Below are 24,132 nucleotides of genomic sequence, written 5' to 3' on the forward strand. Positions count from 1 at the left end.
CCGGACGGAGTCCGGGGGAGGTTACGGACGGCGCAGCGCGTCGGCGGCGTCCGTGCCGCCCGCGAGCTCGGTCTCCAGGAGCTGCTTGCCCAGGAGCTGCGGGTCGGGCAGCTCCATCGGGTACTCGCCGTCGAAGCAGGCACGGCACAGGTTGGGCTTCTGGATGGTGGTCGCCTCGATCATCGCGTCGAGCGAGATGTACGAGAGCGAGTCCGCGCCCAGGGACGTGGCGATCTCGTCGACCGTCATGCCGTTGGCGATCAGCTCGGCCCGGGTGGCGAAGTCGATGCCGAAGAAGCACGGCCACTTCACCGGCGGCGAGGAGATCCGGATGTGGACCTCCGCCGCGCCGGCCTCGCGGAGCATCTTGACCAGGGCGCGCTGGGTGTTGCCGCGGACGATCGAGTCGTCGACGACCACGAGGCGCTTGCCCCGGATGACTTCCTTGAGGGGGTTGAGCTTCAGCCGGATGCCGAGCTGGCGGATCGTCTGCGAGGGCTGGATGAAGGTCCGGCCGACGTAGGCGTTCTTGACCAGGCCGGAGCCGTACGGGATCCCGCTGGCCTCGGCGTACCCGACGGCGGCGGGGGTGCCCGACTCCGGGGTCGCTATGACCAGGTCGGCTTCGACCGGGGCTTCCTTGGCCAGGCGCCGGCCCATCTCGACACGCGAGAGGTAGACGTTCCGGCCGGCGATGTCGGTGTCCGGGCGCGCCAGGTAGACGTACTCGAAGACACAGCCCTTGGGCTTCGCTTCCGCGAATCGGGACGTGCGCAGGCCGTTCTCGTCGATCGCGATGAGCTCGCCCGGCTCGACCTCGCGGACGAAGCTGGCTCCGCAGATGTCGAGGGCGGCGGTCTCGCTCGCGACCACCCAGCCGCGCTCCAGGCGGCCGAGGACCAGCGGGCGGATGCCCTGCGGGTCACGGGCGGTGTAGAGGGTTCCCTCGTCCATGAACACCAAGGAGAAGGCACCCTTGACCTGCGGGAGGACCTTGGCGGCCGACTCCTCGATGGTCAGGGGCCTGCCCTCGTCGTCGGTCTGGCCGGCGAGCAGCGCGGTGACCAGGTCGGTGTCGTTGGTGGCCGCCACCTGGGTGGCGCGGCCGTCCTGACGGGGGAGGTCGGCGACCATCTCGGCAAGCTCGGCGGTGTTCACCAGGTTGCCGTTGTGACCCAGGGCAATGGAGCCGTGGGCGGTCGCGCGGAAGGTGGGCTGCGCGTTCTCCCAGACGGAGGCCCCGGTGGTCGAGTAGCGGGCGTGACCGACCGCGATATGACCTTGGAGCGAGCCGAGAGAGGTTTCGTCGAAGACCTGGGAAACGAGGCCCATGTCCTTGAAGACGAGGATCTGGGAACCGTTGCTCACAGCGATACCCGCGGACTCTTGTCCACGGTGCTGCAGGGCATACAGTCCGAAGTAGGTGAGCTTGGCGACCTCTTCACCCGGAGCCCAGACACCGAAGACGCCGCAAGCGTCCTGGGGGCCTTTCTCTCCGGGGAGCAGGTCGTGGTTGAGTCGTCCATCACCACGAGGCACACCCAAAGTGTAGGCGAGGTCGACCACTGGTCCGAATTCGGGAGCCTCGGGAAATCTCACAGCACAGAGGGTGACCGGGCCACTTCGTCTCGCTATCCGGATTCCTTTGTTGACAGCCGTATGGGCATTCGTACAGGCTCTCGCCCCATGCAGCCTCTCGGTGACCGCACCGTCACCCTCGTCGAGCGCCGGCACGTGGACCTGGTCCGTGTCGCGAGCGCCATCTGTCGCTGTTCTGCGTAGTCACACGCCGCAATTCCTTTCCCTTTTTCCTCCTGTCCTGCCCCGGCATGCCCTGCGCTGCCGGGCGCCGGGCCGTGCCTTGGAGTACCTGTGACCTCGTACGAACCCCCTCTGTCCCGGCGTGCCTTCGGCGGGGCGGTCGGCGCGACCGCCGCCGCGGCGGCCGTGGGACTGGGCGCCGCCGCCCCTGCCCGGGCCGCCGAGGCCCATCACGAGCGGGAGTTCCGCGCCGCGCGCGGGCGGCAGTCCCGGCGTCCCAACATCCTGTTCATCCTGGGCGACGACCTGGGCTGGGCCGACCTGGCCTCGTACGGCTCCCCGCACATCAAGACCCCGAACCTGGACCGGCTCGCCCGCCAGGGCGTGCGCTTCACCGATGCCTACGCGGGCTCCGCGACCTGCTCGCCCACCCGGTTCAGCCTGTATACGGGCCGCTACCCGGCGCGTACCGAGGGCGGACTGGCCGAGCCGATCGCCGACAGGTCGGTGGGCCTGGAGCCCACCCACCCGACGCTGGCCTCGCTACTGAAGGAGTCCGGCTACTCGACCGCGCTGATCGGCAAGTGGCACGCGGGCTACCTGCCGGACTACGGCCCGACGAAGTCCGGCTGGCAGGAGTTCTTCGGCAACTTCGGCGGGGCGCTGGAGTACTACGCGAAGCTGGGCCCGGACGGCGAGTACGACCTCTACGAGGGCGACGCCACCTACCGGGACCTGCGCTACTACACCCGGATCATCACCGAGCGGGCGAGCGAGTACGTCTCGCGCGACCACCACGGCAGGCCGTGGCTGCTGAACCTCAACTTCACGACCCCGCACTGGCCGTGGATCGCCGAGGGGGACACGCAGGAGAGCGCCGGGATCGTCCGCCGGATCAAGGCGGGCGACGGACGGGCGCTGTGGCACCAGGACGGCGGCTCGGTCGAGAAGTACCGGCAGATGGTCGAGGACCTGGACCGGTCGGTCGGCGAGGTGCTCAAGGCGCTGAAGCGCTCCGGCCAGGAGCAGGACACCCTGGTCGTGTTCTCCAGCGACAACGGCGGCGAGCGCTTCTCGTACAACTGGCCGCTGTCGGGCGGCAAGGCCTCCCTCCAGGAGGGCGGGATCCGGGTGCCGAACATCGTGCGCTGGCCCGCGCGGCTGGACGGCGGGCAGGTCAGCCGCGTCCCGGTGTTCAGCCCGGACTGGACGGCGACGCTGCTGGAGGTGGCCGGGACGCGGCCGCACCCGGCGTACCCACTGGACGGGGTGAGCCTGGCCGGGTACCTGCTGCGCGGCGAGGAGCCGGCCGGGCGGGACCTGTTCTGGCGGGTCCGCGGGGAGCGTGCCCTGCGGCGCGGCAACTGGAAGTACTACCGCGGCAAAGCGGGCCGGGACCAGCTGTTCGACCTGGCCGGGGACGTCCGCGAACAGGCCGACAAGGCGGCGGCGGAACCGGCCCGGCTGGCGGAACTGCGCTCCGCCTGGGAGGCCGTGAACGCGCAGCTGCTGCCCTACCCGGTCTGACCTGCGTCCCCGACCGCCCGCCCGGAGGCGCTCGCAGGGCATCCGGGCGGGTCACTCGGCCGCGGTGGCGCCCTTGGCGGTGAGGCCCTTGCCGTCGGGGGCGGTGAGGGTCAGGTTCTGGCCCTGGACCTTCCAGGTGAGCGGGCCGCTGCCGAGCAGCGCGGTCAGCGTCCGCTCCACCTCGCCCGCCGCTCCCTCGCAGGCCATCCGGGTCGTCGTGAGCGGCCCGAAGGTGACCGTGGAGCCGTCGACGGCGGCCTTGGCGCTGAACCGGTTGCAGCCGAGGCTGCCGCTCGCCGCGCCGTCGGGGGCGAGGGTGAACCGGGCCCTGCCCGCCGCCTCGGCGGGGACGGAGGACACGGTCGCCCCGTCGACCAGCCCGTCCACGGTCCACTCGGTCGCGGCGAGCGGGGCGTCCGGGGCGGGGGGCTGGGAGGTCATGGCGATGGTGCTCCCGTCCGCGGTCTTCAGGGTGAGCCGGTCGGGGCCCCGGTCGATGGTCAGCCGGCCCGTGAAGAGCCGGGCGAACGCGTTCTCGAACTCCTGGTTCTCGCAGGCCATGGTGGTCGACGCGCCTGGGGTCACGGTCAGGGCGGAGGTTCCTTCGAGGACGACCTCCGCCGTGAAGCCGTTGCAGCCGTAGTTGCCCGTGGCCTCGTCCTGCCCGAGGTCGACACGGGCGGCGGCGGGCGCGTGCAGGGTGCGGCCGCCGGTGGTGAGGGACTCGACGGCCCAGGAGCCGACGGGGTCGGGGAGCGGGCTGCGCCCGGCGTCCCCGGACCCGGCGCACGCGGCGAGCGCCAGCAGGAGGGCCAGGCCGGTCGGAAGGTGCCTGAGGGTACGCATGCCGATGCGACGGAACGGGCGCCCGTGCGGTTCCGCCCGGCCCACGGGTCTCAGCTCATGAGGGGGAGCAGCGCGGACAGGTCGGCCCGTTCGCCGCTGGCCCTGACCTGCGCCCCGTCCAGGGCAGCGGCCCAGGTCGTACGGCCCGTGGCGAGCCGGACCCAGGTCAGCGGGTCGGTCTCCACCACGTTGGGCGGGGTGCCGCGGGTGTGGCGGGGGCCTTCGATGCACTGGACCACCGCGAAGGGCGGGATGCGCACCTCGACCGAGCCGCCCGGTGCCTTGAGGGCGAGGGCGTCGGCGAGCAGCCGGGTGCAGGCGGCCAGGGCCTGGCGCTCGAGGGGGATGTCCGCTCCGGCGGCCCGGTTGAGGTCGTCGGTGTGGACCACGAGCTCGACGGTCCGGGTGACCAGGAAGTCGGCGAGGGTCATGTCGCCGATCCACAGGTCCAGCACGCGTGCGCCGGAGTTGGCCTCCAGTGCCTCGGCCATGCGGGCGGCCGCGCGGTCGTACAGCTCGGGGAGCGGTGCCCCGGCGAGGGTCTCGCGGGCCGCCTCGGAGATCTTCCCGGCGAGGGAGGCGGTGGCGAAGGGCCATTCGACGGCGGTCAGTTCGGCGAGGGCGGCGGGCGGCCGGGCGAGGCCGGCGGCCAGCGAGTCGGCGATCCACGCGACGTGCGCGGCGAGCTCGGCGACGCTCCAGTCGCCGAGCCCGCTGGGCCGCGCGAGCTGCTCGGGGGTCAACGCACGTACGGCGGCGGCGACATGCCCGAACTGCGTGGTGACGGCCGCGCGGATCTTGGCGGGGTCGTAGGCGCGCGGCTTCTTCTTGGCGGGCGGCATGACCCGACCCTACTGGGCCGGGGGCAGCACCGGTCCGGTGCCGTCGCGGCGCCGGGCGGTGTCGGTGGCGCAGGCCGTGAAGGCTCCGCCGATGCGGCGGCCGAGACGTTCGCCGAGGGCCGGGACGTTCGCCGGGGGCCGGGACGTTCGCGTACGCGCGGTCCGCGTCGCTCACGAACGGCCGGGCCCCCGCCCGGAAGGGATCCGGACGGGGGCTCGTGGCGGAGCGGATCAGGCCAGCAGGGCCGGGATCGTCGCCTCGTGGGCCTCGCGGAGTTCGGCCAGGGGGAGCGTGAACTCGCCCTGGACCTCGATCTCCTCGCCGTCCACGACGCCGATGCGGGCGACCGGGAGGCCGCGCGCACCGCACATGTCGGTGAAGCGGAGCTCCTCGCTGCGCGGGACGGACACGATGGCCCGGCCCGCCGACTCGGAGAACAGGAAGGTGAAGGCGTCCAGACCCTCGGGGACCACGATCCGCGCACCGTTGCCGCCGCGCAGGCAGGACTCGGTGAGCGCCTGGATCACTCCGCCGTCGGAGAGGTCGTGCGCGGCGTCGATCATGCCGTCGCGCGAGGCGGAGATCAGGATCTCGCCGAGCAGCTTCTCGCGGCCCAGGTCCACCTTCGGCGGCATGCCGCCCAGGTGGTCGTGGACGACCTGGGACCAGGCCGAACCGCCGAACTCCTCGGCCGTGTCACCCAGCAGGTACAGCAGCTGGCCGGCCTGCGAGAACGCCATCGGAGTACGGCGGTTGACGTCGTCGATCACACCGAGGACCGCCACGACCGGGGTCGGGTGGATCGCGGTGTCGCCCGTCTGGTTGTAGAGGGAGACGTTGCCGCCGGTCACCGGAGTGCCCAGCTCCAGGCAGCCGTCGGCCAGACCGCGGCAGGCCTCGGCGAACTGCCACATCACGCCCGGGTCCTCCGGCGAACCGAAGTTCAGGCAGTCCGAGATGGCGAGCGGCTTGGCACCGGTCGCGGCCACGTTGCGGTACGCCTCGGCCAGGGCGAGCTGCGCACCCGTGTAGGGGTCCAGCTTCGCGAAGCGGCCGTTGCCGTCGGTGGCCATGGCCACGCCGAGGTTGGACTCCTCGTCGATGCGGACCATGCCCGCGTCCTCGGGCTGCGAGAGCACCGTGTTGCCCTGGACGAAGCGGTCGTACTGGTCGGTGACCCATGCCTTCGAGGCCTGGTTCGGGGAGGACACCAGGGCCAGCACCTGCGCGCGCAGTTCGGCCGAAGTGGCCGGGCGCGGCAGCTTGTTGGCGTCGTCCGCCTGGAGTGCGTCCTGCCACTCGGGGCGGGCGTACGGCCGCTGGTAGACGGGGCCCTCGTGGGCGACGGTGCCCGGGGGCACGTCCACGATCTGCTCGCCGTGCCAGAAGATCTCCAGGCGCTCGCCGTCGGTCACCTCACCGATGACGGTGGCGATGACGTCCCACTTCTCGCAGATCTCCATGAACCGCGCGACGTGCTGCGGCTCGACGATCGCGCACATGCGCTCCTGCGACTCGCTCATGAGGATTTCCTCGGGCGAGAGCGTCGCGTCGCGCAGCGGGACGGTGTCCAGCTCGACGCGCATGCCGCCGGAACCGGCGGAGGCCAGCTCGCTGGTGGCGCAGGAGAGCCCGGCGCCGCCGAGGTCCTGGATGCCGGCGACCAGCTTCTCCTTGAAGATCTCCAGGGTGCACTCGATGAGGAGCTTCTCCTGGAAGGGGTCGCCGACCTGGACCGCCGGGCGCTTCGTCGGCTTGGTGTCGTCGAAGGTCTCCGAGGCGAGGACGGACACGCCGCCGATGCCGTCGCCGCCCGTGCGGGCGCCGTAGAGGATGACCTTGTTGCCGGGGCCGGAGGCCTTGGCGAGGTGGATGTCCTCGTGCTTCATCACGCCGATGCAGCCGGCGTTGACCAGCGGGTTGCCCTGGTAGCAGGCGTCGAAGACGACCTCGCCGCCGATGTTGGGCAGGCCCAGGCAGTTGCCGTAGCCGCCGATGCCCGCGACCACGCCCGGCAGGACGCGCTTGGTGTCGGGGTGGTCGGCCGCGCCGAAGCGCAGCGGGTCGACGACGGCGACCGGGCGGGCGCCCATGGCGAGGATGTCGCGGACGATGCCGCCGACGCCGGTGGCCGCGCCCTGGTAGGGCTCGATGTACGACGGGTGGTTGTGCGACTCGACCTTGAAGGTGACCGCGTAGCCCTGACCGACGTCGACGACGCCGGCGTTCTCGCCGATGCCGACCAGCATGGCCGTGTTCTCGGGGGCCTTCTCGCCGAACTGCTTCAGGTGGACCTTGCTGCTCTTGTACGAGCAGTGCTCGGACCACATGACGGAGTACATGGCGAGCTCGGCGCCCGTGGGGCGGCGGCCGAGGATCTCCCGGATGCGGGCGTACTCGTCCTCCTTGAGGCCGAGCTCCTTCCAGGGCTGCGCCGCGTCCGGGGTCTCGGTGGCGTTCTTGACCGTGTCGAGGCTCATGCTTTGACCAGCTTCTTCAGGACCGAGGTGAAGAACGGGAGGCCGTCGGTGCGGCCCGTCCCGATCAGCGGCTCCACCGCGTGCTCCGGGTGCGGCATGAGGCCGACGACGTTGCCCGCGGCGTTGGTGATGCCGGCGATGTCGCGCAGCGAGCCGTTCGGGTTGACGTCCAGGTACCGGAAGGCCACGCGGCCTTCGGCCTCCAGTTCGTCGAGCACGCGCTCGTCGGCGACGTATCGGCCGTCCATGTTCTTGAGCGGTACGGAGATCTCCTGGCCGGCGGTGTAGTCGCCGGTCCACGAGGTCCCCGCGTTCTCCACCCGCAGCTTCTGGTCGCGGCAGATGAAGTGCAGGTGGTTGTTGCGGAGCATCGCCCCCGGCAGCAGGTGGGCCTCGGTGAGGACCTGGAAGCCGTTGCAGATGCCGAGGACGGGCATGCCGCCCTTGGCCTGCTCGATGATGGTCTCCATCACCGGCGAGAACCGGGAGATGGCTCCGGCGCGCAGGTAGTCCCCGTAGGAGAAGCCGCCCGCGAGGACGACCGCGTCGACCTGGTGCAGGTCCCTGTCGCGGTGCCAGAGCGAAACCGGCTCGGCCCCCGCGAGGCGGATGGCGCGCAGCGAGTCACGGTCGTCGAGCGTTCCGGGGAACGTGACGACTCCGATGCGAGTGGTCACCGTCAGGCCTCGACCTTCACGGTGAAGTCTTCGATGACGGTGTTGGCGAGGAAGGTCTCGGCCATCTTGTGGATGCGGTCGAGGGCGGTCTGGTCGACCGGTCCCTCCACCTCGAGCTCGAAACGCTTCCCCTGGCGGACGTCCGCGATTCCCTCGAAGCCCAGGCGCGGCAGTGCACGCTGCACCGCCTGGCCCTGGGGGTCGAGGATCTCCGGCTTGAGCATGACGTCGACTACGACGCGTGCCATCGGGCACTCCCGTGTGTGGTTGGTGCGAAGGCGGTTCCCTCAGCGTACCCGGCCGAAATTTCTACGCGGGTAGATATCCCGGGGGCATGATCACCAGGCCGTTTCGGCTTCACCAACGCTTCGCAAAATCCGCCGGAAAACCACGTGCCCGGCATTGCGGCGGGACACGCGGGGAGAATTAACTGGGCTTCGCAATGCAATGGGAATCGGGGTACAAAGGAATCACCCGGGATTCCGGTTGAATCATGCATTGCCCCGAAACATCCACACAGTCGGCATCGCCCCACGTCAGCAGGGAGCGAGGTCGCACGAAGGGACCGATATCCGTGGCGCAGCGCGTAGTAGTCACGCTCTCCGATGACATCGATGGCGGAGAAGCGGCGGAAACGGTCGTGTTCGCTCTGGACGGAAAGTCGTACGAGATCGACCTCAATGTGGCCAACGCAAAGAAACTGCGGAAGAGCCTCGAGCCCTTCGTGGCCGCCGGACGCCGCCAGTCGCGGTCGGGGAAGACCTTCAAGCACACGTCCGTCGCACCCGACCCGGCGGTCGTCCGGGCCTGGGCCCGGTCCCACCAGTACGAGGTGCCGCCCCGCGGCCGCATCCCCAAGAAGATCTACGAGGCCTACAACGCCGCCCACTGAGGGCCGATTTGCCATCCACCCCCCTCCGTCGGCTAGTGTGTGGATCACGCCGAGGGGCCAGACCGCAGGTCAGAGCCTCGAAGGTCGTGCGGGTGTAGTTCAGTAGCAGAACATCCTCCTTCCAGGAGGAAGGCGCAGTGTGCGATCCCTGTCACCCGCTCTGCATCGGTTTACCGACCACCACCGTGGATCAGGTAGAGTGATGCACGCATTGCTCGCGCAGTGCACGCAGTAAACCTGCGGACGTAGCTCAGTTGGTAGAGCACCACCTTGCCAAGGTGGATGTCGCGCGTTCGAGTCGCGTCGTCCGCTCCATAAGGAGAAGGCCCCGGTCATTACGACCGGGGCCTTCTTCGTGATTCCTCGCCCCCGGTCCTGACAAATGTCATCACCGGCCATGACAGCGCGCACTGACCCGTCCGCCGCCGCGCCGCGAGGCTGGGGTCATGACTGACACCGTGATCCCCGTCGAGGGGCTGCGCCGCGGGTACGCCGGCGGCTTCGAAGCCGTACGGGGGGGTCTCCCTCTGCGTGGCCCGCGACGGTCCGCCCTGTGAACTGCTGCCGCTCAGCGGGGTGATGACCCTGGTGCGGGCCGGCTGGAGCGGCGGCGCGCAGCCCTACGACCTGTCGGGGGTGCGCTCACCACACTGGCCCGGGTCATGATCACCATGTTTGCTGTGCAGAAGTGGTTCCGCTGGGAACCGCGCCGCTAGAGAGCCGGGGGACGGGACCGTGTCGAAGCTGACCGGGTGGTGGAAGAACCGCAGCAGTGCGGCGAAGGTGGAGTTGTACTGCCGCTGGTCGTGCCATCTCTTCATCCTCATCGAGATCTTCTCGTTCGGGGTGCTGCCGGTGGCCGTCGAGGCGGCCGCGCGGCCCGAGGTGGCGCTGGCCCTGTTCCTGCTGGTGTGCGGGCACTCGGTGCTGTGCGGGGTGGTGTACTCGCGGGCGATGGACTGGGCCGTCGGGCGCCGCGAGCGTCCGGCCCGGCTCACGGTCACCATCGCCGCGGTGACGGCCGCCTTCACGGTGACGGTGCTCGCCCTGCGCGCCTCGGGGGCGCTCTCGGAGCCGGCGGTGGCCCCCCAACTGGTCGGCGGGGTGGTCGGCTTCGGGAGCGGGGCCCTGGTGATGTGCCTGGCCTCGGTGCGGCAGATGCGGTACGTGAGCCCGGCCTTCGCGGGCGGCACGGGACTGGTGGTGCTCGCGCTCGGTCTGTCGGCCGGCGAGGCGGTCGGCTACGTGGTCGGCGTGCTGATCTCCGGCTTCTTCTTCTCGCTGGCCTGCGGATTCACGATCTGGCTGCTCAAGACCGTCTGGGAGCTGGACCGCTCCCGCGAGGCCCAGTCGAGGCTGGCGGTCGCCGAGGAGCGGCTGCGCTTCGGCCGGGACCTGCACGACGTGATGGGGCGCAATCTGGCGGTGATCGCGCTCAAGAGCGAGCTGGCGGTCCAGCTGGCGCGGCGGGAACGCCCGGAGGCGGTGGACCAGATGATCGAGGTGCAGCGGATCGCCCAGGAGTCCCAGCGAGAGGTGCGGGACGTCGTGCGCGGCTACCGGGAGGCGGATCTCGCGGTGGAGCTGGAGGGTGCGCGCGGGGTGCTGAGCGCGGCCGGCATGGACTGCCGGGTCGATGTCGAGGCCGGCCGGGCGCTGCCCTCCGAGGTGCAGTCGGCGCTCGGCTGGGTGGTGCGCGAGGCGACCACGAACGTCCTGCGGCACGGGGACGCGCAGAGCTGCGTGATACGGCTGACGGCGCCGGAGGAAGGTGCGGTGACGCTGGTGGTGGAGAACGACGGGGCGCCCGGGTCGCCCGCCGGGCCGCCGGGTTCGGGGCTGGCCGGGCTGCGGGAACGGCTCGCGGTCCTGGACGGGACCCTGCAGGCCGGGCCGGTGGCCGGCGGCCGCTTCCGGCTGTGCGCCGAGATCCCGAATGCACACGTGCAAGGACTGGAGGTGCGGGCGTGAGCCCCGTACGCGTACTGCTCGCCGACGACGAGCATCTGATCCGCGGGGCGCTGGCCGCCCTGCTGGCGCTGGAGGACGACCTGCTGGTCGTCGCCGAGGCGGCCTCGGGGCCCGAGGCGCTGGCCATGGCGCGGGCGCACCGGCCGGACGTGGCCGTGCTGGACCTGCAGATGCCGGGAGCGGACGGTGTGAGCGTGGCCACATCGCTGCGGGCCGAACTCCCCGACTGCAAGACCATGATCGTGACCAGTCACGGCCGTCCCGGCCACCTGAAGCGGGCCCTGGCGGCAGGGGTGCGGGCCTTCGCGCCGAAGACCGTCTCGGCGCAGCGGCTGGCCGAGCTGATCCGGACCGTGCACGCCGGAGGCCGTTATGTGGACCCGGAGTTGGCGGCCGACGCGATCAGCGCGGGGGACTCGCCGCTGACCGCCCGTGAGGCGGAGGTGCTGGAGTTCGCGGCGGACGGGGCGCCGGTGGCGGAGATCGCGGAGCGGGCCAGGCTGTCACAGGGGACCGTACGGAACTACCTGTCCTCGGCGGCGACGAAGCTGGGGGCCGAGAACCGGCACACGGCAGTGCGTCTCGCACGGGAGCGAGGTTGGGTATAGTAGGTCCCGCGCTACGGCGCATGCGGACATAGCTCAGTTGGTAGAGCACCACCTTGCCAAGGTGGATGTCGCGAGTTCGAGTCTCGTTGTCCGCTCTGTACGCAAGAAGCCCCCGGTCCTCGACCGGGGGCTTCTTCGTTGTCGTGCGGCCTCTTACGACCAGGTCAGGCCGGTGAGCCGCTCGTAGGCCTCGACGTACTTGGCGCGGGTCCGCTCGACGACCTCCTGCGGAAGGGCAGGCGGCGGGAGTTCACCCTTCGGGTCCCAGCCGGAGGCCGGGGAGTTCAGCCAGTCGCGGACGTACTGTTTGTCGAAGGAGGGCTGTGCACGGCCCGGCTCCCACAGGTCGGCCGGCCAGAAGCGCGAGGAGTCCGGGGTCAGCACCTCGTCGGCGGCGATCAGCGTGCCGTCCTTCGGGTCGAAGCCGAATTCGAACTTGGTGTCCGCCAGGATGATCCCGCGCTCGCGGGCGATGTCCCGGGCGCGGCTGTAGACGGCGAGGGTCGTCTGGCGCAGCAGGGCCGCCGTCTCGGCTCCCTCGGTGCGCGCGACCTCCTCGTACGAGACGTTCTCGTCGTGCTCGCCGACGGCGGCCTTGGCGGCCGGGGTGAAGATCGGGGCGGGCAGCTCGGAGCCGTCGACGAGGCCTTCGGGGAGGGCCAGCCCGCAGACCGTACGCGTCTGCTTGTACTCGGCCAGGCCGGAGCCGGTGAGGTAGCCGCGGGCCACGCACTCGACGGGGACCATGTCGAGGTTGCGGCAGACCAGCGTGCGGCCGGCCCAGTCGGCGGGGGCACCGGCGGGCAGGTCGGTGGAGATGACGTGGTTCGGGACGAGGTCGGCGAGCTGGTCGAACCACCACAGGGACAGCTGCGTCAGGACGCGGCCCTTGTCCGGGATCTCGGTGGGCAGCACCCAGTCGAAGGCGGACATGCGGTCGCTGGCGACCATGACGAGGCGGTCGTCCTCGTCGCGGTAGAGGTCGCGGACCTTGCCGGTGTGGAGGTGGACGAGGCCCGGAACCTCGACCGGCTCGGGCTTTTCGACGAATCCGGACACGGGGTCTCCCTGTGGGTCTGTACAAGCGCAAACCCATTCTCCCGTACGCGGTCGGGTGCCCGGGTCGGCGGGGTGTCATGCGGGGTTCCCGGTGGGCTCTCGCCTGGGTCTCCGGTGGGGCTCTGGCCGGGGATCCCGGTGGACTCTGGCCGGGGCGCCGCGGGGATCCCCGTGGGCTCTTGCCGGGGCCCCGGCCGGATCTCAGTCCCTCTTGCAGATCCGGTCGAGGAGATTGGCGGTGGCGCGCTGCACGCGCTCGTCGACGTGGCCGGGGCGGTCGAGCGCCGGGGACCAGGCGAAGGTGCCGGACGCGAAGACCAGGGCGCCGCTGGGCGCCCGGTAGAGCGAGGTCTCCTGGTGGCGGCGGTGGTTCTCGCTGTCGAGGTACGGGGAGTGCGCGAGCAGGATCCGGTCCTGGTGCGCGGGGAGCTGGGTGCGCGGGAAATAGCGGTCGGCCTCGCCCGCGACCAGGCCGGGCAGCTCGTCGTTCTCCCCGGCGCCGGTGGAGTCCCAGAGCCAGTGCGTGGCGTTGCGCACGATCAGCGGCGCGGGCTCGGGGACCCGTCCCGCGTACTGGATGCCGAGCAGCTGCTGCTCCGGGCGGTCGACCTCGCGCCAGAGGCTGGGGCGGCCCGGGCCGCGGCGTTTTCGGCAGGTCAGGAGCCGGTCCTCGACCCCGGAGGGGGAGGGTCCGAGCTCGACCTGCCAGTACATCGTGTTGGCGGAGAGGAAGACGAGGGAGGTTCCGTGGTCGCGGGCGCGCTCGACCGTCCGGCGCATGGGCGCGGACCAGTACTCGTCGTGGCCGGGGAAGACCAGGCCGCGGTAGCGGGTGGGGTCGACGCGGCCGGCGTGCAGGTCGCGGGTGTCGGCGTAGGCGAGGTCGTAGCCGTAGCGCTCGGCCCAGCGGATGAAGTCGTAGGCGTGGCCGACGTGCAGGGGCAGGCCGGCGCCCGCGTAGGGGCGGTCGAAGGAGACCGTGTGGGCCGCGTCCTGCTCGCCGAGCAGTCGGCCGTCCTCGTCCCAGGCGTGGTAGAGGCTGGCGCCGGTGCGGCCGTCCTCCGGGTAGAGGTTGTAGGCCTGCCAGGTGATGTCGGGGAGCAGGAGCAGCAGGTCGGCGGGGTGGTCGTCGCGGACCGTGAAGGGGATGTGGGAGCGGTAGCCGTCGGCGGTGGTGAGGACGGCCACGTACGCGCCGATGCTCCAGTACGACGGGACCTGGAGGCGCCAGGACAGCCACCAGTGGTGGCAGGAGACGGTCCGGTCGGCGGTGAGGGGGGCCGGCTGGACGATGCCGGACAGCCGGGGGCTGGTGGTGATCTTGGAGGCGCCGTCGCCCGCGTAGTGCCCGATGCGGTAGACGTCGACGGAGAACTGCTGCGGCGGGTCGACCGTGATGTGGAAGTCGATGGCCTCGCCGGGGGCCACGGCGCCGGTCGAGGCGAAGCCCTTGATCTGGCGGTGCACGTCGTCGGCGGTGCGGGGGCCGCCGGTGCCGCCGCGGGCGCGCGGGATCTGGCCCGGGGCCAGCGCCGGGTCCACGTACCAGGGGACGACCTGGCCGGTGTCGTCGAAGTAGAGCTCACTGCCCCGGAACCAGGGCAGGGGCCCCTGTCCGAAGGGGTCGGTCACCGCGTGCGCCAGCGCACCTGACTCCCAACGCCGGATCTGGTCCGCACCCATAACCGCTCCCCTCCCTCGCTCCCCCGAACGGGCATGCAATCGAGCCGGTCCCAGCACATCACATAACGCACGCACTCCGTCACCGTTCGTCGCGAATTGACGTGACCGGAACATAGGAATCCGGTGATGCGTGCGACCGGTAGCCCGTCGGGGAAGGCGTCGGAGCAGAGAGGGACGCCGGCTGGGGCCCGGGTCGGGCGTGGTCAGACGAGGCGGACGGGCTTCTCGGGGCGGACGCCGAGGTCCGCGAGCCAGTCGCGCAGGGGCTCCGGGTCACCGTCCTCGACCAGGGACAGGACGCGGGGCGCGAGGTCGCAGCGGCGGTCGCCGCCGACGAGGAGGACCGGGCCGTCGAGCCAGTCCAGGCCGGGGGCGGCACCCGCGGAGTCGACCGCCGCACAGCACACCATCGCCGTCACGTGGTCGGCCAGCAGGTCCCGGCTGCTGCGCGGCGGCTGGAGCGGGAACAGCGGTACGGCGTCCGCGCCGCGCGCCTTCCCGGCCGAGGGCGACGCGGCGCCGGCGGCGCGCTCCTCGCGGGCCAGGTCGCCGCTGAGCCGTCCGGCCAGCGCCTCTCCGGCCGTGCCCGCGCCGGCGGGATCGGTGAGGAAGCCCAGCACCCGCTCCAGCGTGGGACCGGCGAAGCCGTCCACGGCGGCGGGGGCGGAGGCGGTGGCGGTGGCGGGGGCCGGGGCGGTGGCGGGCGGGACGACGGCGGCCGCGGGGGCGGGCGGGACGGCCGGGGCGGTCAGGGCGTCCAGCGCCGTGTGCAGGCGGGCCGCCTCGGTACGCCATGTGCGGTCCACGACCTCTTCCGGATAGGCCGCCCAGTCCACCGGGGACCACTCCGGCCCGGTCTCGGCCGGACCGCCGTGGAAGAGCCGTGCGGCCAGCAGCGAAGCCGCCTCGTCGACCGCGCCGGGCTGCTCCAGCAGGTCGCAGGCCGGGCGCTCGCCGAGCCGCGAGGTGAACCCGTCGGCCAGCCGGTCCCGGCGGGACAGCTCGGTCAGCGCGGAGACCACCCCGGCGTCGAGGTGCGCCGGCCAGCGGCCCATCCGCCAGGCGGGCAGCGCGACCCGGGTCAGCAGCCGGTCCCAGCCCGCATAGGCGAGGCCGACCTGCTCCTGGGCGACGATGCGCAGCCCGTAGTCCACACCCTGTGCACGCTCGGAGGCGGCCGCGGCCACCCCGCGCTCCATCTCGGCGGCATCCACCCGGCACAGCCGCAGCAGCAGCCGGGCGGGCCCGGCGATCCAGCCGAGGCCTCTGCGGCCGCCCACGTCCACGGCGGCGTCCAGGCCCCGTACGAACCCGCGCGCATCGGCTATGTCCGGGTGCGCCGAAGGTCCCGTGCCGGCGACGACCGGGGCGAGGACGGCGCGCAGCTCGGCGACCCGCATCCACCAGAGGAACGGCGAGCCGATCACCAGCACGGGGGCGGCGCCGGGCTCGGACTCCGGGCCGGCGGATATGCCGCCGCGGCGGTGGGCCGCGTGGGTGCGGTCCTCCAGCCAGCTGTCACAGTCCGGCGTCAGCGCTATCGCCGAGGGCGCCGGCACGTCCATGCGGTCGGCCAGGTCGCGCACCAGCCGGTAGAGATCGGGGGCGGCGGCCTCGGACAGCGGCACCGTCGGCGTCACGGCCGGGCTCGCCCGCAGCACCACGGCGGCGAAGATCCCGCCGACGAGCAGCACCAGCGCGGCCACCGCACAGACGACGAGGGTCACCGCGGGCCAGGGGTCACCGGCCAGCCGGCCCGTCATCCGGGCGGCCACCAGCACCACCGCGAGGGCGGCGGGCAGCAGCCCGACGGCCAGGGCCCTGCTGCGGACGCGCAGCACGGCCAAGGCGCGGAAACGCGCGGACGGCACGCCCACTTCCATGATCGAACCGGTTCCGGACACGGCCGGACCTCACCCCCTCTGCCCTGCGGCGGCTTTGCTCACTCCCCCACTGTGACACCCGCCACTGACATCGCAATGCCGGTGGGCCAAGTGCCGGAATGAGAGCCGGAATGCTTGCGCCGCACCCTAGTTGGGGCGCGCCCGGGCGTCAGGCAGACCGGGGGACGATCACCCGATGGAATGGCTTTGGGTAAAGGTGGGTGCGTTCGAACGCGGCCGGATGCACTCGCACGCGAACGCGCCTGCGGGCCCGGGCGCACGTCGTGCACACCGGGCCCGCAGGGTGGGTCTGCCGCAGCTCAGGGGCGGGCGGCCGCCTTGGCCGCGATGTCCGTGCGGTGCTGCGAGCCGTCGAGCCGGATCCGCGCGACCGCCTTATACGCCTTCTCGCGGGCCTGCGCCAGATCGGAACCGGTCGCCGTCACCGAGAGCACGCGGCCGCCCGCGCTGACCACCGCGTCGCCCTCGCGCCGGGTCCCGGCGTGCAGCACGTAAGCGTCGGGGGCGTCCTCGGCGGCCACCTCGTCCAGGCCCTCGATGACGTCGCCGGTGCGCGGGGTCTCGGGGTAGTTGTGCGAGGCGATGACCACCGTGACGGCCGCGTCCTCGCTCCAGCGGAGCGCCGGCTGGGCGTCCAGGGTGCCGTTGGCTGCGTTCAGCAGCACGCCCGCCAGCGGGGTGCGCAGCCGGGCCAGGACCACCTGGGTCTCGGGGTCGCCGAAGCGCGCATTGAATTCGATGACCCGGGTGCCGCGGCCGGTGATGGCCAGGCCGGCGTACAGCAGTCCGGAAAAGGGGGTTCCGCGGTGGCGGAGCTCGTCGACGGTCGGCTGGAGGACCAGCTCCATGACCTCGTCGACCAGCTTGGGGTCGGCCCAGGGCAGCGGGGAGTACGCGCCCATGCCGCCGGTGTTGGGGCCCTCGTCGCCGTCGAGCGCCCGCTTGAAGTCCTGGGCGGGCTGGAGCGGGAGGACGGTGACGCCGTCGGTGATGGCGAAGAGGGACACCTCGGGGCCGTCGAGGTACTCCTCGATGACCACGCGGTCGCAGCCGAGCGCGTGGGCGCGGGCGGCGGCGAGGTCCTCGGTGACCACGACGCCCTTGCCGGCGGCGAGGCCGTCGTCCTTGACGACGTACGGGGCGCCGAAGGCGTCGAGGGCCGCGTCCACCTCTTCCGGGGTGGTGCACACGTAGCTGCGCGCCGTCGGGACCCCGGCCGCGGCCATCACGTCCTTGGCGAAGGCCTTGGAGCCCTCCAGCTGCGCCGCCTCGCCGGACGGGCCGAAGACGGGGATGCCGGCGGCGCGCACGGCGTCGGCGACTCCGGCGACCAGCGGGGCCTCCGGGCCCACGACGACCAAGCCGGCGCCGAGTTCGGTCGCCAGAGCGGTGACGGCATCACCGTCGAGGGCGTCGACCGGGCGGAGCTCGGCCACCTCGGCGATGCCGGCGTTGCCGGGAGCGCAGTACAGCGCGGAGACGTCGGGGTCGAGGGACAGAGAGCGGCACAGGGCGTGTTCGCGGGCGCCGCCGCCGATGACGAGGACCTTCACGCTGCTCAGCCTAGCCCGGACGGCGGAGCCGGCTTCGTGCGGCCACCCCAATCAGGCGGTGCTACTCATTCGTGTATTCCTCCAGAACAGTGGCTCCGAGCTCGCGCACGATCAGGTCGTGTCCGGTCAGTGCGCTCTCGACGAGGTCGGGATCGTCCTCCTCGGGGACGTCGTCCTCGGGGGCGACCGGCGGGGGCGCCTGCGATACGGGCGGCTGCGGGGCCGGGGCCGAGTGCTGGTGCTGGTGCTGCTGGGGCTGCTGCGGCTGCTGGTACTGCGGGGCGGGCGCGGAAGGGGCCGACGCCTGGGGCGGGGGCGGCGGGCTGTGGGCCGGGGCGGGAGCCGGGGCCGCCGGGGCGCCGTACGAGGGCGAGGACGAGGCCGGGCCCGGGCCCGGGGATCCACCGCCCACCACGGCGTCGATCTTCCAGTTCACCTGGAACTGCTCGGCCAGGACCGCCTTGAGCACGTCCTCGCTGCCGCTGCTCGCGAAGTTGTCGCGGGCTCCGGCGTTGGGGAAGCCGAGCTGGAGCGTCGTTCCGTCGAAGCCGGTGACCTGGGCGTTCTGGCTGAGCAGGATCCAGGTGAAGCGGCGGCGGTTCTTGACGGCCTCGAGGACGCCCGGCCACATCGCCTGGACCTGCACGGCGCCGGCGGCCATACCGGGCGACGGAGCGGGGGTGGCGGCTGCGCCCGGAGCCGGGGCGTGGGCCTGGGCCTGGGGGGCCGCGGCGGGGGCGGGGGTGGCGGCGGGAAGCCCCTGGCCGGGGGCGGCCGCGCTGGGCCAGGCTCCGGGGGCGGCGGCCGCCGGCCGTGCGCCGGGGGCGCCGCTGCCGGGCTGCGCCGCTCCGGGCCACGCCCCGGGCGCGGGTGCGGCCGGGGCGGGCGCCGTCGGCGCGGCGGCGGGCGGCGCGGCGGGCGGCGCGGCCTGAACCGGCGCCTCCGGCTGCACCGGAGCCCGTACCGGCTCGGGCGCCCCGACCGGAGCGGGGGCCTGAACGGCTGCGGCCCGCGCGGCGGCGGCACCACCCCCCTGACCGGCGGGCGCCATGCCGTGCGCCTCGGGCCCGGGCACGTAGCCCATGGCGGGCGGCACCGCGGCGGCGCCCGGCCCGGCGGCGAAGGCGGCCGCCCCGCTGCGCTCCAGCCGGTCGAGCCGGGCCTGGAAGGACCGCTCGTCGTCGAAGGCGGCGGGCAGCAGCACGCGGGCGCAGATCAGCTCCAGCTGGAGCCGCGGCGAGGTCGCGCCGCGCATCTCGGTGAGGCCGGTGTTGACGAGATCGGCGGCCCGCGACAGCTCGGCGGCCCCGAACACGGACGCCTGGGCCGTCATCCGCTCCACGACATCGGCGGGAGCGTCGATCAGCCCCTTCTCCCCGGCGTCGGGCACGGCGGCCAGGATCACCAGGTCGCGCAGCCGCTCGAGCAGGTCGGCGACGAACCGGCGCGGGTCGTTCCCGCCCTCGACGACGCGGTCGACGACCTCGAACGCCGCGGCCCCGTCCCCGGCGGCGAAGGCATCCACGACGGAGTCGAGGAGCGAGCCGTCGGTGTAGCCGAGGAGGGATGTGGCCATGGCATACGTCACACCGTCGTCGGCGGCGCCGGCGAGCAGCTGGTCCATGACGGACATCGAGTCACGCACGGAACCGGCGCCGGCCCGCACGACGAGCGGCAGCACGCCGTCCTCGACCTTGGCGCCCTCGCGGCCGCAGACCTCGCCGAGGTACTCGCGCAGGGTCCCCGGCGGAACCAGCCGGAAGGGATAGTGGTGCGTCCTGGACCGGATCGTCCCGATGACCTTCTCGGGCTCGGTGGTGGCGAAGATGAACTTCAGGTGCTCCGGCGGTTCCTCGACGACCTTCAGCAGCGCGTTGAAGCCCGCCGAGGTGACCATGTGGGCCTCGTCGATGATGTAGATCTTGTACCGGCTGGACGCGGGCCCGAAGAAGGCCTTCTCTCGCAGGTCGCGGGCGTCGTCCACACCACCGTGCGAGGCGGCGTCGATCTCGATGACGTCGATGGACCCCGGCCCGTTCCTGGCCAGGTCACGGCAGGACTGGCACTCCCCGCACGGGGTGGGGGTGGGACCCTGCTCACAGTTCAGGCAGCGGGCGAGGATGCGCGCGCTGGTCGTCTTTCCGCAGCCGCGCGGCCCGCTGAACAGGTACGCGTGATTGACCCGGTTGTTCCGCAGCGCCTGCATCAGCGGGACAGTGACATGCTCCTGTCCGATGACCTCGGCGAACGTCTCGGGGCGATAGCGGCGGTACAGCGCAAGGGACGACACGTCTACGAGGTTATCCGGGCCCACCGACAACGGCGGCCCACACGGCCCCCGGAACGCAAAGCGCCCCCCACGCACCCGCCAGAGCCCACTTACCCTTGCTGCCTTCCGGCCCTGGGGGAGTTGGGTGAGATAGCGCCACGTGAGGGGCTGACCCCACCCTAGCGGATGGAAGCCCCCGGAATCGAGCCCGCCCCCTCCCGCGCTCCCCGCGAACGATCACGTTCGCGAGCACCCCTCAACGTCTTGTATTGTTTGCGGCGGAGGATTCGCCTAGTGGCCTAGGGCGCACGCTTGGAAAGCGTGTTGGGGGCAACCCCTCACGAGTTCGAATCTCGTATCCTCCGCCAGTGCCTCACCGGGCACTTGAAGGCCCCGACCGGGAAACCGGCCGGGGCCTTCTGCGTTCCCGAGCACGGTCCCGGTCCCGGGCTCTGTCCCGGCCCTCGGCGGGGGCGGGTGGGGGATCAGGCGGTCCGCAGTGAGATCTCGGTGGCCTTGATCAGCGCGACGACGGAGGAGCCGGCCGCCAGGCCGAGCGCGTCGACGGCGTCGGCGGTGATCGCGGCGGTCAGCCCGCCGCCGTCCACGTCCACCTTGACGCAGGCCATGGCGGGCCCGGCGGCGACCTCGGCGACCGTGCCGGCGATCCGGTTGCGGATGGACAGCCCCTCGACGGGCCCGGTGGCGAGTGCCACCTCGGTGGCCTTGACCAGCGCCGTGACCGCGGATCCCGTCCCGATGCCGAGGTCCTTGACGGCGTCGGCGGTGATGGCGGCGGTGATCTCCGGGCCACCGTCCAGCCGGACCTTGACCACGGCCATGGCCTCACCGGTGGTGACGGCGGTGACGGTGCCGGCGAACTGGTTGCGGATGCTCAGGCTCATGGTGTGCAGACCTCCTTCGTAGGCGTCCCGCGCGGCAGGGGACGAGCCGCGCGGGCCGACCGTACGTGCCCTCGCGCCGCGGCCCCGTGGGGACCGCGCGTCCGCCGGAGGGCGCAGCGAGGGCGTCATCCGATCGGCCCCGCGACGGGGTGGTCGGCTCAGCCGAACTTCGGCATCTCGCCGACCGTCGTCGTCATGTCGATCACCGCGAAGGCCGCGCCCTGCTGGTCCGTCACCGCGGCGAAGCGCCCGAACGGGCTGTCCATCGGGCCGAAGTGCAGCTTCCCGCCGTGCTTCTTCGCCTTCTCGACCGCCTCGTCGCAGTTCGGGACGCCGAAGTAGACCTGGATGTAGGAGGGGATCTCCGGCGGGAACTCGTCGCCCATCTTCATCCGGCCCAGCACCGGGTTCTCGGGGCCGCCCACGCAGAAGACCTTGAAGTCCATGCCGGCCGCGTCCGGGGCGTCCCCCGCGTCCATCTGCTGGGCGCTGTACGGGAAGACCTTCGGCAGGAAGGAGTCCGCCTTGGCGGGCTCACGGGTGAAGACCTCCGCCCAGGCGTAGGCACCGGCCGCACCCATCTTCTCGAAGCCCTTGTGCTCGCCGGGCTGCCAGACGCCGAAGACCGCGCCGCTCGGCTCCTTGGCGATCAGCATCGAGCCGAAGTCGCCGACCTGCATCGGCCCCATCAGCACCTCGCCGCCGTTCGAGGTGACCTTGTCGGCCGTGGCCGCCACGTCGGGCGAGTGGAGGTACAGGCACCACTGCGAGGGGGCGTCCGCCCCGGGCATCGGGGGCACCACGGCCGCGACGGCCTGGCCGTCCGAGTAGGCCTGCGTGTAATTGCCGTACTCGCTGCTGGACTCGCCGAAGGTCCAGCCCAGAACGTCGCCGTAGAAGGTCTTGGCGGCCTCCACGTCGGCGAACATCGCGTCCACCCAGCACGGCGCGCCTTCGGTGAACTCACCCATGGTCGATCGACTCCTCGGACTCGTGCTCGTAGGCGTGGCTGTCGTCGTACCCACGCTAGGCGCGCGGTGCGCCGACCGCGCGGGGAGCGCGCCCGCGCGGGAGGCTGGAGCCATGGACAAGGACATCACCATCCGGCTGGCGCAGCAGCCGGAGGCCGACGCGCTGCTCTCCCGCAGCCCGCTCGCCGCACTGGTCGGGATGCTGCTCGACCAGCAGGTGCCGATGGAGTGGGCGTTCTCGGGGCCCTGGACGATCGCCCAGCGGCTCGGCTCCGACGACCTCGACGCGCACGCCATCGCCGCGTACGAGCCCGAGGCCTTCGTCGCGCTGCTCTCGCAGAAGCCCGCCGTCCACCGCTACCCCGGGTCGATGGCGAAGCGGGTCCAGCAGCTGTGCGCCTACCTCGTGGAGCACTACGACGGGGACGCCGAGGCGGTCTGGGCGGGCGTCGGGACCGGGGCGGAACTGCTGGAGCGCCTCAAGGCGCTGCCCGGATTCGGCGAGCAGAAGGCCCAGATCTTCCTCGCCCTGCTGGGGAAGCGGCTCGGCGTGCGGCCGCAGGGCTGGCGGGAGGCGGCGGGCGGCTACGGGCCGGCGAACGTCTACCGCTCGGCGGCCGACATCACGGGCCCGGAGTCGCTGGCCAAGGTCCGGGCGCACAAGCAGGAGATGAAGGCCGCGGCCAAGGCCGCGAAGGGCTCCGTGTGAAGGCGCAGCGGCTCCGCCCGGGCGGCGCAACGGCGCGGATTGACCGGCTCGAAAGGTGCTGGATTGACCCCTGAATCCGGTCTATCAGGCCCCTAGATTTGGGGGCATGAACGAGATCGCAACCCGAGCCGCCACCGCCGAGACCATCCAGGACGCCCCCGGCAGCCTCATCACGCTGCTCACGGACACCGCCGAACTCACCTGCAACACGGCCACCTTCGCCGAGGGCGCGGCCGGCGCCCCGGTGCACTTCCACACCAAGGCCACCGAGTTCTTCCACGTCACGTCCGGCCGGCTCGACATTCTGGTCGGGGACGAGGTCCACACCCTCGACGCCGGCGACTTCATCGCGGTCCCGCCCGGCGTCAAGCACGCCTTCGCCCCCGCCGCCGGCCACACCGCCGGCGTCTTCGTCGGCTTCACCCCCGGCATGGGCCGCTTCGACTACTACCGCCTCCTCGGCCGGGTCAACGCGGGCGAGGCCACCGTGCAGGACATCAAGGACAGCTCCGCCACGTACGACAACCACTACGCGGAGAGCGCCGCCTGGAGCGGCCGCCGCCGCAGCGCCGAACCGTAGGTCACGTCCGCGTCGAGGCGGCGCAGCTCCTCGGCGATCAGCTCGGCGCCGCTGCGGATCTTCAGGGCCACGCTGCGGTCCGGGCTCCCGGGCAGGACCAGGGTGGCCAGGGCGCCCGCCGGCCGGTCCACCCGGATCTCGCCGCCCGTGGTGCGCAGGCTGACCCTGGTGATCACCGGGCCCGCGCTCGCCACCCGGTCGACGGGCACGCCGAGCCGGTCCTCCAGCCAGCGCGCCAGCAGCTCGGCGCTCGCGTTGTCGGGCTCGCTCTCCACCGCCGCGCCGGTCACCGGCAGCGGCTTCTGGTCCAGGGCGGCCGCCAGCAGGGCCCGCCACGGCGTCAGCCGGGTCCAGGCCAGGTCGGTGTCCCCCGGCCGGTAGGCGGCGGCCCGGTCGTCGAGCACGCCGACCGGGTCGAAGGCCGCGGCCGCGTCCGTGATCCGGCGCTGCGCGAGCGAACCCAGGGAGTCCCCCGCCACGTCGGCGGGGGCGTCGGCCGGCCACCACGCCACGACGGGCGCGTCCGGCACCAGCAGCGGCAGGACGACCGAGCCGGCCTGCTCGGTCAGCTCCCCGTGCAGGCGCAGCACGAGGGTCTCCCCGGTACCGGCGTCCGAGCCGACCCGCAGCTCGGCGTCCAGCCGGCTCGCCCGGAGCTTGTGCGAGCCCCGCGAGGTCCGCTTGATCACCGTGATGATGCGGCACGGGTGTTCGCGCGAGGCCTCTGAGGCCGCACGCAGGGCGTCGTAGGCGTTCTCCTCGTCGGTGACGACGAGGAGGGTCAGCACCAGCCCCGTGGTGGGGCTTCCTATCGCCCGGCGGGCTGCGAGCAGGGCCCGGTTGATCCTGCTGGACGTGGTGTCGGTCAGTTCGGTCCGCATGTCACGAGTCTGT

The 24,132-nt window shown here is 72.4% G+C and carries 21 protein-coding genes, 4 tRNA genes, 1 other RNA gene and 1 pseudogene; 12 read left to right on the top strand and 15 right to left on the bottom strand.

Features of this window, described 5'->3' with window-relative positions:
* Positions 1 to 21 precede the first annotated feature (21 nt).
* Positions 22 to 1,539, bottom strand: a complete 1,518-nt coding sequence (purF, locus tag AB0D44_RS00115; protein WP_362582099.1) for an amidophosphoribosyltransferase — start codon at positions 1,537 to 1,539, stop codon at positions 22 to 24.
* Positions 1,540 to 1,686: 147 nt separating this feature from the next.
* Between purF and AB0D44_RS00120 the strand changes: the two genes are divergently transcribed.
* Positions 1,687 to 1,782, top strand: coding sequence for a putative leader peptide (locus tag AB0D44_RS00120; protein ID WP_324617183.1), 96 nt, complete (start codon positions 1,687 to 1,689; stop codon positions 1,780 to 1,782).
* 90 nt (positions 1,783 to 1,872) lie between these two features.
* Positions 1,873 to 3,288 carry a sulfatase-like hydrolase/transferase gene (locus AB0D44_RS00125; RefSeq protein ID WP_362582102.1) on the top strand — a complete coding sequence of 472 codons (1,416 nt, stop codon included), beginning with the start codon at positions 1,873 to 1,875 and terminating at the stop codon, positions 3,286 to 3,288.
* A gap of 51 nt (positions 3,289 to 3,339) precedes the next feature.
* Here AB0D44_RS00125 and AB0D44_RS00130 read toward each other — a convergent pair whose 3' ends face one another.
* The 5 genes from AB0D44_RS00130 to purS form a co-directional block, all read right to left on the bottom strand.
* Positions 3,340 to 4,134 carry an META domain-containing protein gene (locus AB0D44_RS00130; protein WP_362582105.1) on the bottom strand — a complete coding sequence of 265 codons (795 nt, stop codon included), beginning with the start codon at positions 4,132 to 4,134 and terminating at the stop codon, positions 3,340 to 3,342.
* Positions 4,135 to 4,184: 50 nt separating this feature from the next.
* Complete coding sequence (locus AB0D44_RS00135) at positions 4,185 to 4,976, bottom strand: sterol carrier family protein (protein ID WP_362582108.1); 792 nt, start codon at positions 4,974 to 4,976, stop codon at positions 4,185 to 4,187.
* A gap of 231 nt (positions 4,977 to 5,207) precedes the next feature.
* Positions 5,208 to 7,457: a phosphoribosylformylglycinamidine synthase subunit PurL gene (gene purL, locus AB0D44_RS00140; protein ID WP_362582111.1), complete on the bottom strand. Its 2,250-nt coding sequence runs from the start codon at positions 7,455 to 7,457 to the stop codon at positions 5,208 to 5,210.
* Positions 7,454 to 8,134 carry a phosphoribosylformylglycinamidine synthase subunit PurQ gene (gene purQ / locus AB0D44_RS00145; RefSeq protein ID WP_362582114.1) on the bottom strand — a complete coding sequence of 227 codons (681 nt, stop codon included), beginning with the start codon at positions 8,132 to 8,134 and terminating at the stop codon, positions 7,454 to 7,456. The genes purL and purQ overlap by 4 nt, the downstream gene beginning before the upstream one ends.
* A 2-nt stretch (positions 8,135 to 8,136) precedes the next feature.
* Entirely contained in the window at positions 8,137 to 8,382 is a 246-nt protein-coding gene (gene purS, locus AB0D44_RS00150) for a phosphoribosylformylglycinamidine synthase subunit PurS (RefSeq protein WP_356845514.1), read from the bottom strand.
* A 326-nt stretch (positions 8,383 to 8,708) separates the two neighbouring features.
* Here purS and AB0D44_RS00155 point away from each other — a divergent pair, with 326 nt between their 5' ends.
* The 7 genes and pseudogenes from AB0D44_RS00155 (at position 8,709) to AB0D44_RS00185 (ending at position 11,700) form a co-directional block, all read left to right on the top strand.
* Positions 8,709 to 9,026: an Lsr2 family protein gene (locus AB0D44_RS00155; RefSeq protein ID WP_362582116.1), complete on the top strand. Its 318-nt coding sequence runs from the start codon at positions 8,709 to 8,711 to the stop codon at positions 9,024 to 9,026.
* Between the two features lie 88 nt (positions 9,027 to 9,114).
* Positions 9,115 to 9,186, top strand: a tRNA-Gly gene (locus AB0D44_RS00160).
* A 79-nt stretch (positions 9,187 to 9,265) separates the two neighbouring features.
* Positions 9,266 to 9,341, top strand: a tRNA-Gly gene (locus AB0D44_RS00165).
* A gap of 237 nt (positions 9,342 to 9,578) precedes the next feature.
* Positions 9,579 to 9,742, top strand: a pseudogene (locus AB0D44_RS00170) (ABC transporter permease); the annotation flags it as partial.
* A 19-nt stretch (positions 9,743 to 9,761) separates the two neighbouring features.
* A complete protein-coding gene (locus AB0D44_RS00175) occupies positions 9,762 to 10,997 on the top strand; it encodes a histidine kinase (RefSeq protein ID WP_362582118.1) in 1,236 nt (411 codons plus the stop codon).
* Positions 10,994 to 11,605, top strand: coding sequence for a response regulator transcription factor (locus AB0D44_RS00180; RefSeq protein WP_362582121.1), 612 nt, complete (start codon positions 10,994 to 10,996; stop codon positions 11,603 to 11,605). Before AB0D44_RS00175 ends, AB0D44_RS00180 begins: the two co-directional genes overlap by 4 nt.
* 22 nt (positions 11,606 to 11,627) lie before the next feature.
* Positions 11,628 to 11,700, top strand: a tRNA-Gly gene (locus tag AB0D44_RS00185).
* Between the two features lie 58 nt (positions 11,701 to 11,758).
* Here AB0D44_RS00185 and AB0D44_RS00190 read toward each other — a convergent pair.
* From AB0D44_RS00190 to ffs, 6 genes are all read right to left on the bottom strand, one after another.
* Positions 11,759 to 12,664: a phosphoribosylaminoimidazolesuccinocarboxamide synthase gene (locus AB0D44_RS00190; RefSeq protein WP_362582124.1), complete on the bottom strand. Its 906-nt coding sequence runs from the start codon at positions 12,662 to 12,664 to the stop codon at positions 11,759 to 11,761.
* Between the two features lie 201 nt (positions 12,665 to 12,865).
* On the bottom strand, positions 12,866 to 14,347 hold the full coding sequence (locus tag AB0D44_RS00195) for a N,N-dimethylformamidase beta subunit family domain-containing protein (protein WP_362582125.1): 1,482 nt from the start codon (positions 14,345 to 14,347) through the stop codon (positions 12,866 to 12,868).
* Between the two features lie 203 nt (positions 14,348 to 14,550).
* Positions 14,551 to 16,230 (bottom strand): hypothetical protein, encoded by a 1,680-nt coding sequence (locus AB0D44_RS00200; RefSeq protein WP_362582823.1) that lies wholly within the window; start codon positions 16,228 to 16,230, stop codon positions 14,551 to 14,553.
* 320 nt (positions 16,231 to 16,550) lie between these two features.
* Positions 16,551 to 17,804, bottom strand: coding sequence for a phosphoribosylamine--glycine ligase (purD, locus tag AB0D44_RS00205; protein WP_362582128.1), 1,254 nt, complete (start codon positions 17,802 to 17,804; stop codon positions 16,551 to 16,553).
* A gap of 61 nt (positions 17,805 to 17,865) precedes the next feature.
* The gene (locus AB0D44_RS00210) at positions 17,866 to 20,094 is read right to left on the bottom strand and encodes a DNA polymerase III subunit gamma and tau (RefSeq protein WP_362582131.1); all 2,229 of its coding nucleotides are present in this window, start codon (positions 20,092 to 20,094) and stop codon (positions 17,866 to 17,868) included.
* Between the two features lie 53 nt (positions 20,095 to 20,147).
* Positions 20,148 to 20,246, bottom strand: an RNA gene (ffs, locus tag AB0D44_RS00215) — signal recognition particle sRNA small type.
* Positions 20,247 to 20,353: 107 nt separating this feature from the next.
* Here ffs and AB0D44_RS00220 point away from each other — a divergent pair.
* A tRNA-Ser gene (locus tag AB0D44_RS00220) sits at positions 20,354 to 20,441 on the top strand.
* A 117-nt stretch (positions 20,442 to 20,558) separates the two neighbouring features.
* Here AB0D44_RS00220 and AB0D44_RS00225 read toward each other — a convergent pair.
* Both AB0D44_RS00225 and AB0D44_RS00230 read right to left on the bottom strand, forming a co-directional pair.
* Positions 20,559 to 20,978 (bottom strand): TOBE domain-containing protein, encoded by a 420-nt coding sequence (locus AB0D44_RS00225; RefSeq protein WP_362582134.1) that lies wholly within the window; start codon positions 20,976 to 20,978, stop codon positions 20,559 to 20,561.
* Positions 20,979 to 21,136: 158 nt separating this feature from the next.
* Positions 21,137 to 21,949 carry a VOC family protein gene (locus AB0D44_RS00230; RefSeq protein WP_362582136.1) on the bottom strand — a complete coding sequence of 271 codons (813 nt, stop codon included), beginning with the start codon at positions 21,947 to 21,949 and terminating at the stop codon, positions 21,137 to 21,139.
* Positions 21,950 to 22,061: 112 nt separating this feature from the next.
* Here AB0D44_RS00230 and AB0D44_RS00235 point away from each other — a divergent pair, with 112 nt between their 5' ends.
* A complete protein-coding gene (locus AB0D44_RS00235) occupies positions 22,062 to 22,658 on the top strand; it encodes an HhH-GPD-type base excision DNA repair protein (protein ID WP_362582138.1) in 597 nt (198 codons plus the stop codon).
* Between the two features lie 106 nt (positions 22,659 to 22,764).
* A complete protein-coding gene (locus AB0D44_RS00240) occupies positions 22,765 to 23,238 on the top strand; it encodes a cupin domain-containing protein (protein WP_362582141.1) in 474 nt (157 codons plus the stop codon).
* Here AB0D44_RS00240 and opcA read toward each other — a convergent pair.
* Entirely contained in the window at positions 23,187 to 24,119 is a 933-nt protein-coding gene (opcA, locus tag AB0D44_RS00245) for a glucose-6-phosphate dehydrogenase assembly protein OpcA (protein WP_362582144.1), read from the bottom strand. The genes AB0D44_RS00240 and opcA overlap by 52 nt on opposite strands.
* Between the last annotated feature and the right edge of the window lie 13 nt (positions 24,120 to 24,132).

The sequence above is a fragment of the Streptomyces sp. NPDC048349 genome, assembly GCF_040651925.1.
GTDB lineage: Bacteria > Actinomycetota > Actinomycetes > Streptomycetales > Streptomycetaceae > Streptomyces.

What these genes read in the sequence shown, in the direction of transcription:
- AB0D44_RS00120 (WP_324617183.1), top strand. Translation starts at nt 1,687, where the DNA reads ATGCAGCCTCTCGGTGACCGCACCGTCACCCTCGTCGAGCGCCGGCAC.
- AB0D44_RS00130 (WP_362582105.1), bottom strand. Translation starts at nt 4,134, where the DNA reads ATGCGTACCCTCAGGCACCTTCCGACCGGCCTGGCCCTCCTGCTGGCG.
- AB0D44_RS00135 (WP_362582108.1), bottom strand. Translation starts at nt 4,976, where the DNA reads ATGCCGCCCGCCAAGAAGAAGCCGCGCGCCTACGACCCCGCCAAGATC.
- purL (WP_362582111.1), bottom strand. Translation starts at nt 7,457, where the DNA reads ATGAGCCTCGACACGGTCAAGAACGCCACCGAGACCCCGGACGCGGCG.
- purS (WP_356845514.1), bottom strand. Translation starts at nt 8,382, where the DNA reads ATGGCACGCGTCGTAGTCGACGTCATGCTCAAGCCGGAGATCCTCGAC.
- AB0D44_RS00195 (WP_362582125.1), bottom strand. Translation starts at nt 14,347, where the DNA reads ATGGGTGCGGACCAGATCCGGCGTTGGGAGTCAGGTGCGCTGGCGCAC.
- AB0D44_RS00200 (WP_362582823.1), bottom strand. Translation starts at nt 16,230, where the DNA reads ATGGAAGTGGGCGTGCCGTCCGCGCGTTTCCGCGCCTTGGCCGTGCTG.
- AB0D44_RS00225 (WP_362582134.1), bottom strand. Translation starts at nt 20,978, where the DNA reads ATGAGCCTGAGCATCCGCAACCAGTTCGCCGGCACCGTCACCGCCGTC.
- AB0D44_RS00230 (WP_362582136.1), bottom strand. Translation starts at nt 21,949, where the DNA reads ATGGGTGAGTTCACCGAAGGCGCGCCGTGCTGGGTGGACGCGATGTTC.
- AB0D44_RS00235 (WP_362582138.1), top strand. Translation starts at nt 22,062, where the DNA reads ATGGACAAGGACATCACCATCCGGCTGGCGCAGCAGCCGGAGGCCGAC.
- AB0D44_RS00240 (WP_362582141.1), top strand. Translation starts at nt 22,765, where the DNA reads ATGAACGAGATCGCAACCCGAGCCGCCACCGCCGAGACCATCCAGGAC.
- opcA (WP_362582144.1), bottom strand. Translation starts at nt 24,119, where the DNA reads ATGCGGACCGAACTGACCGACACCACGTCCAGCAGGATCAACCGGGCC.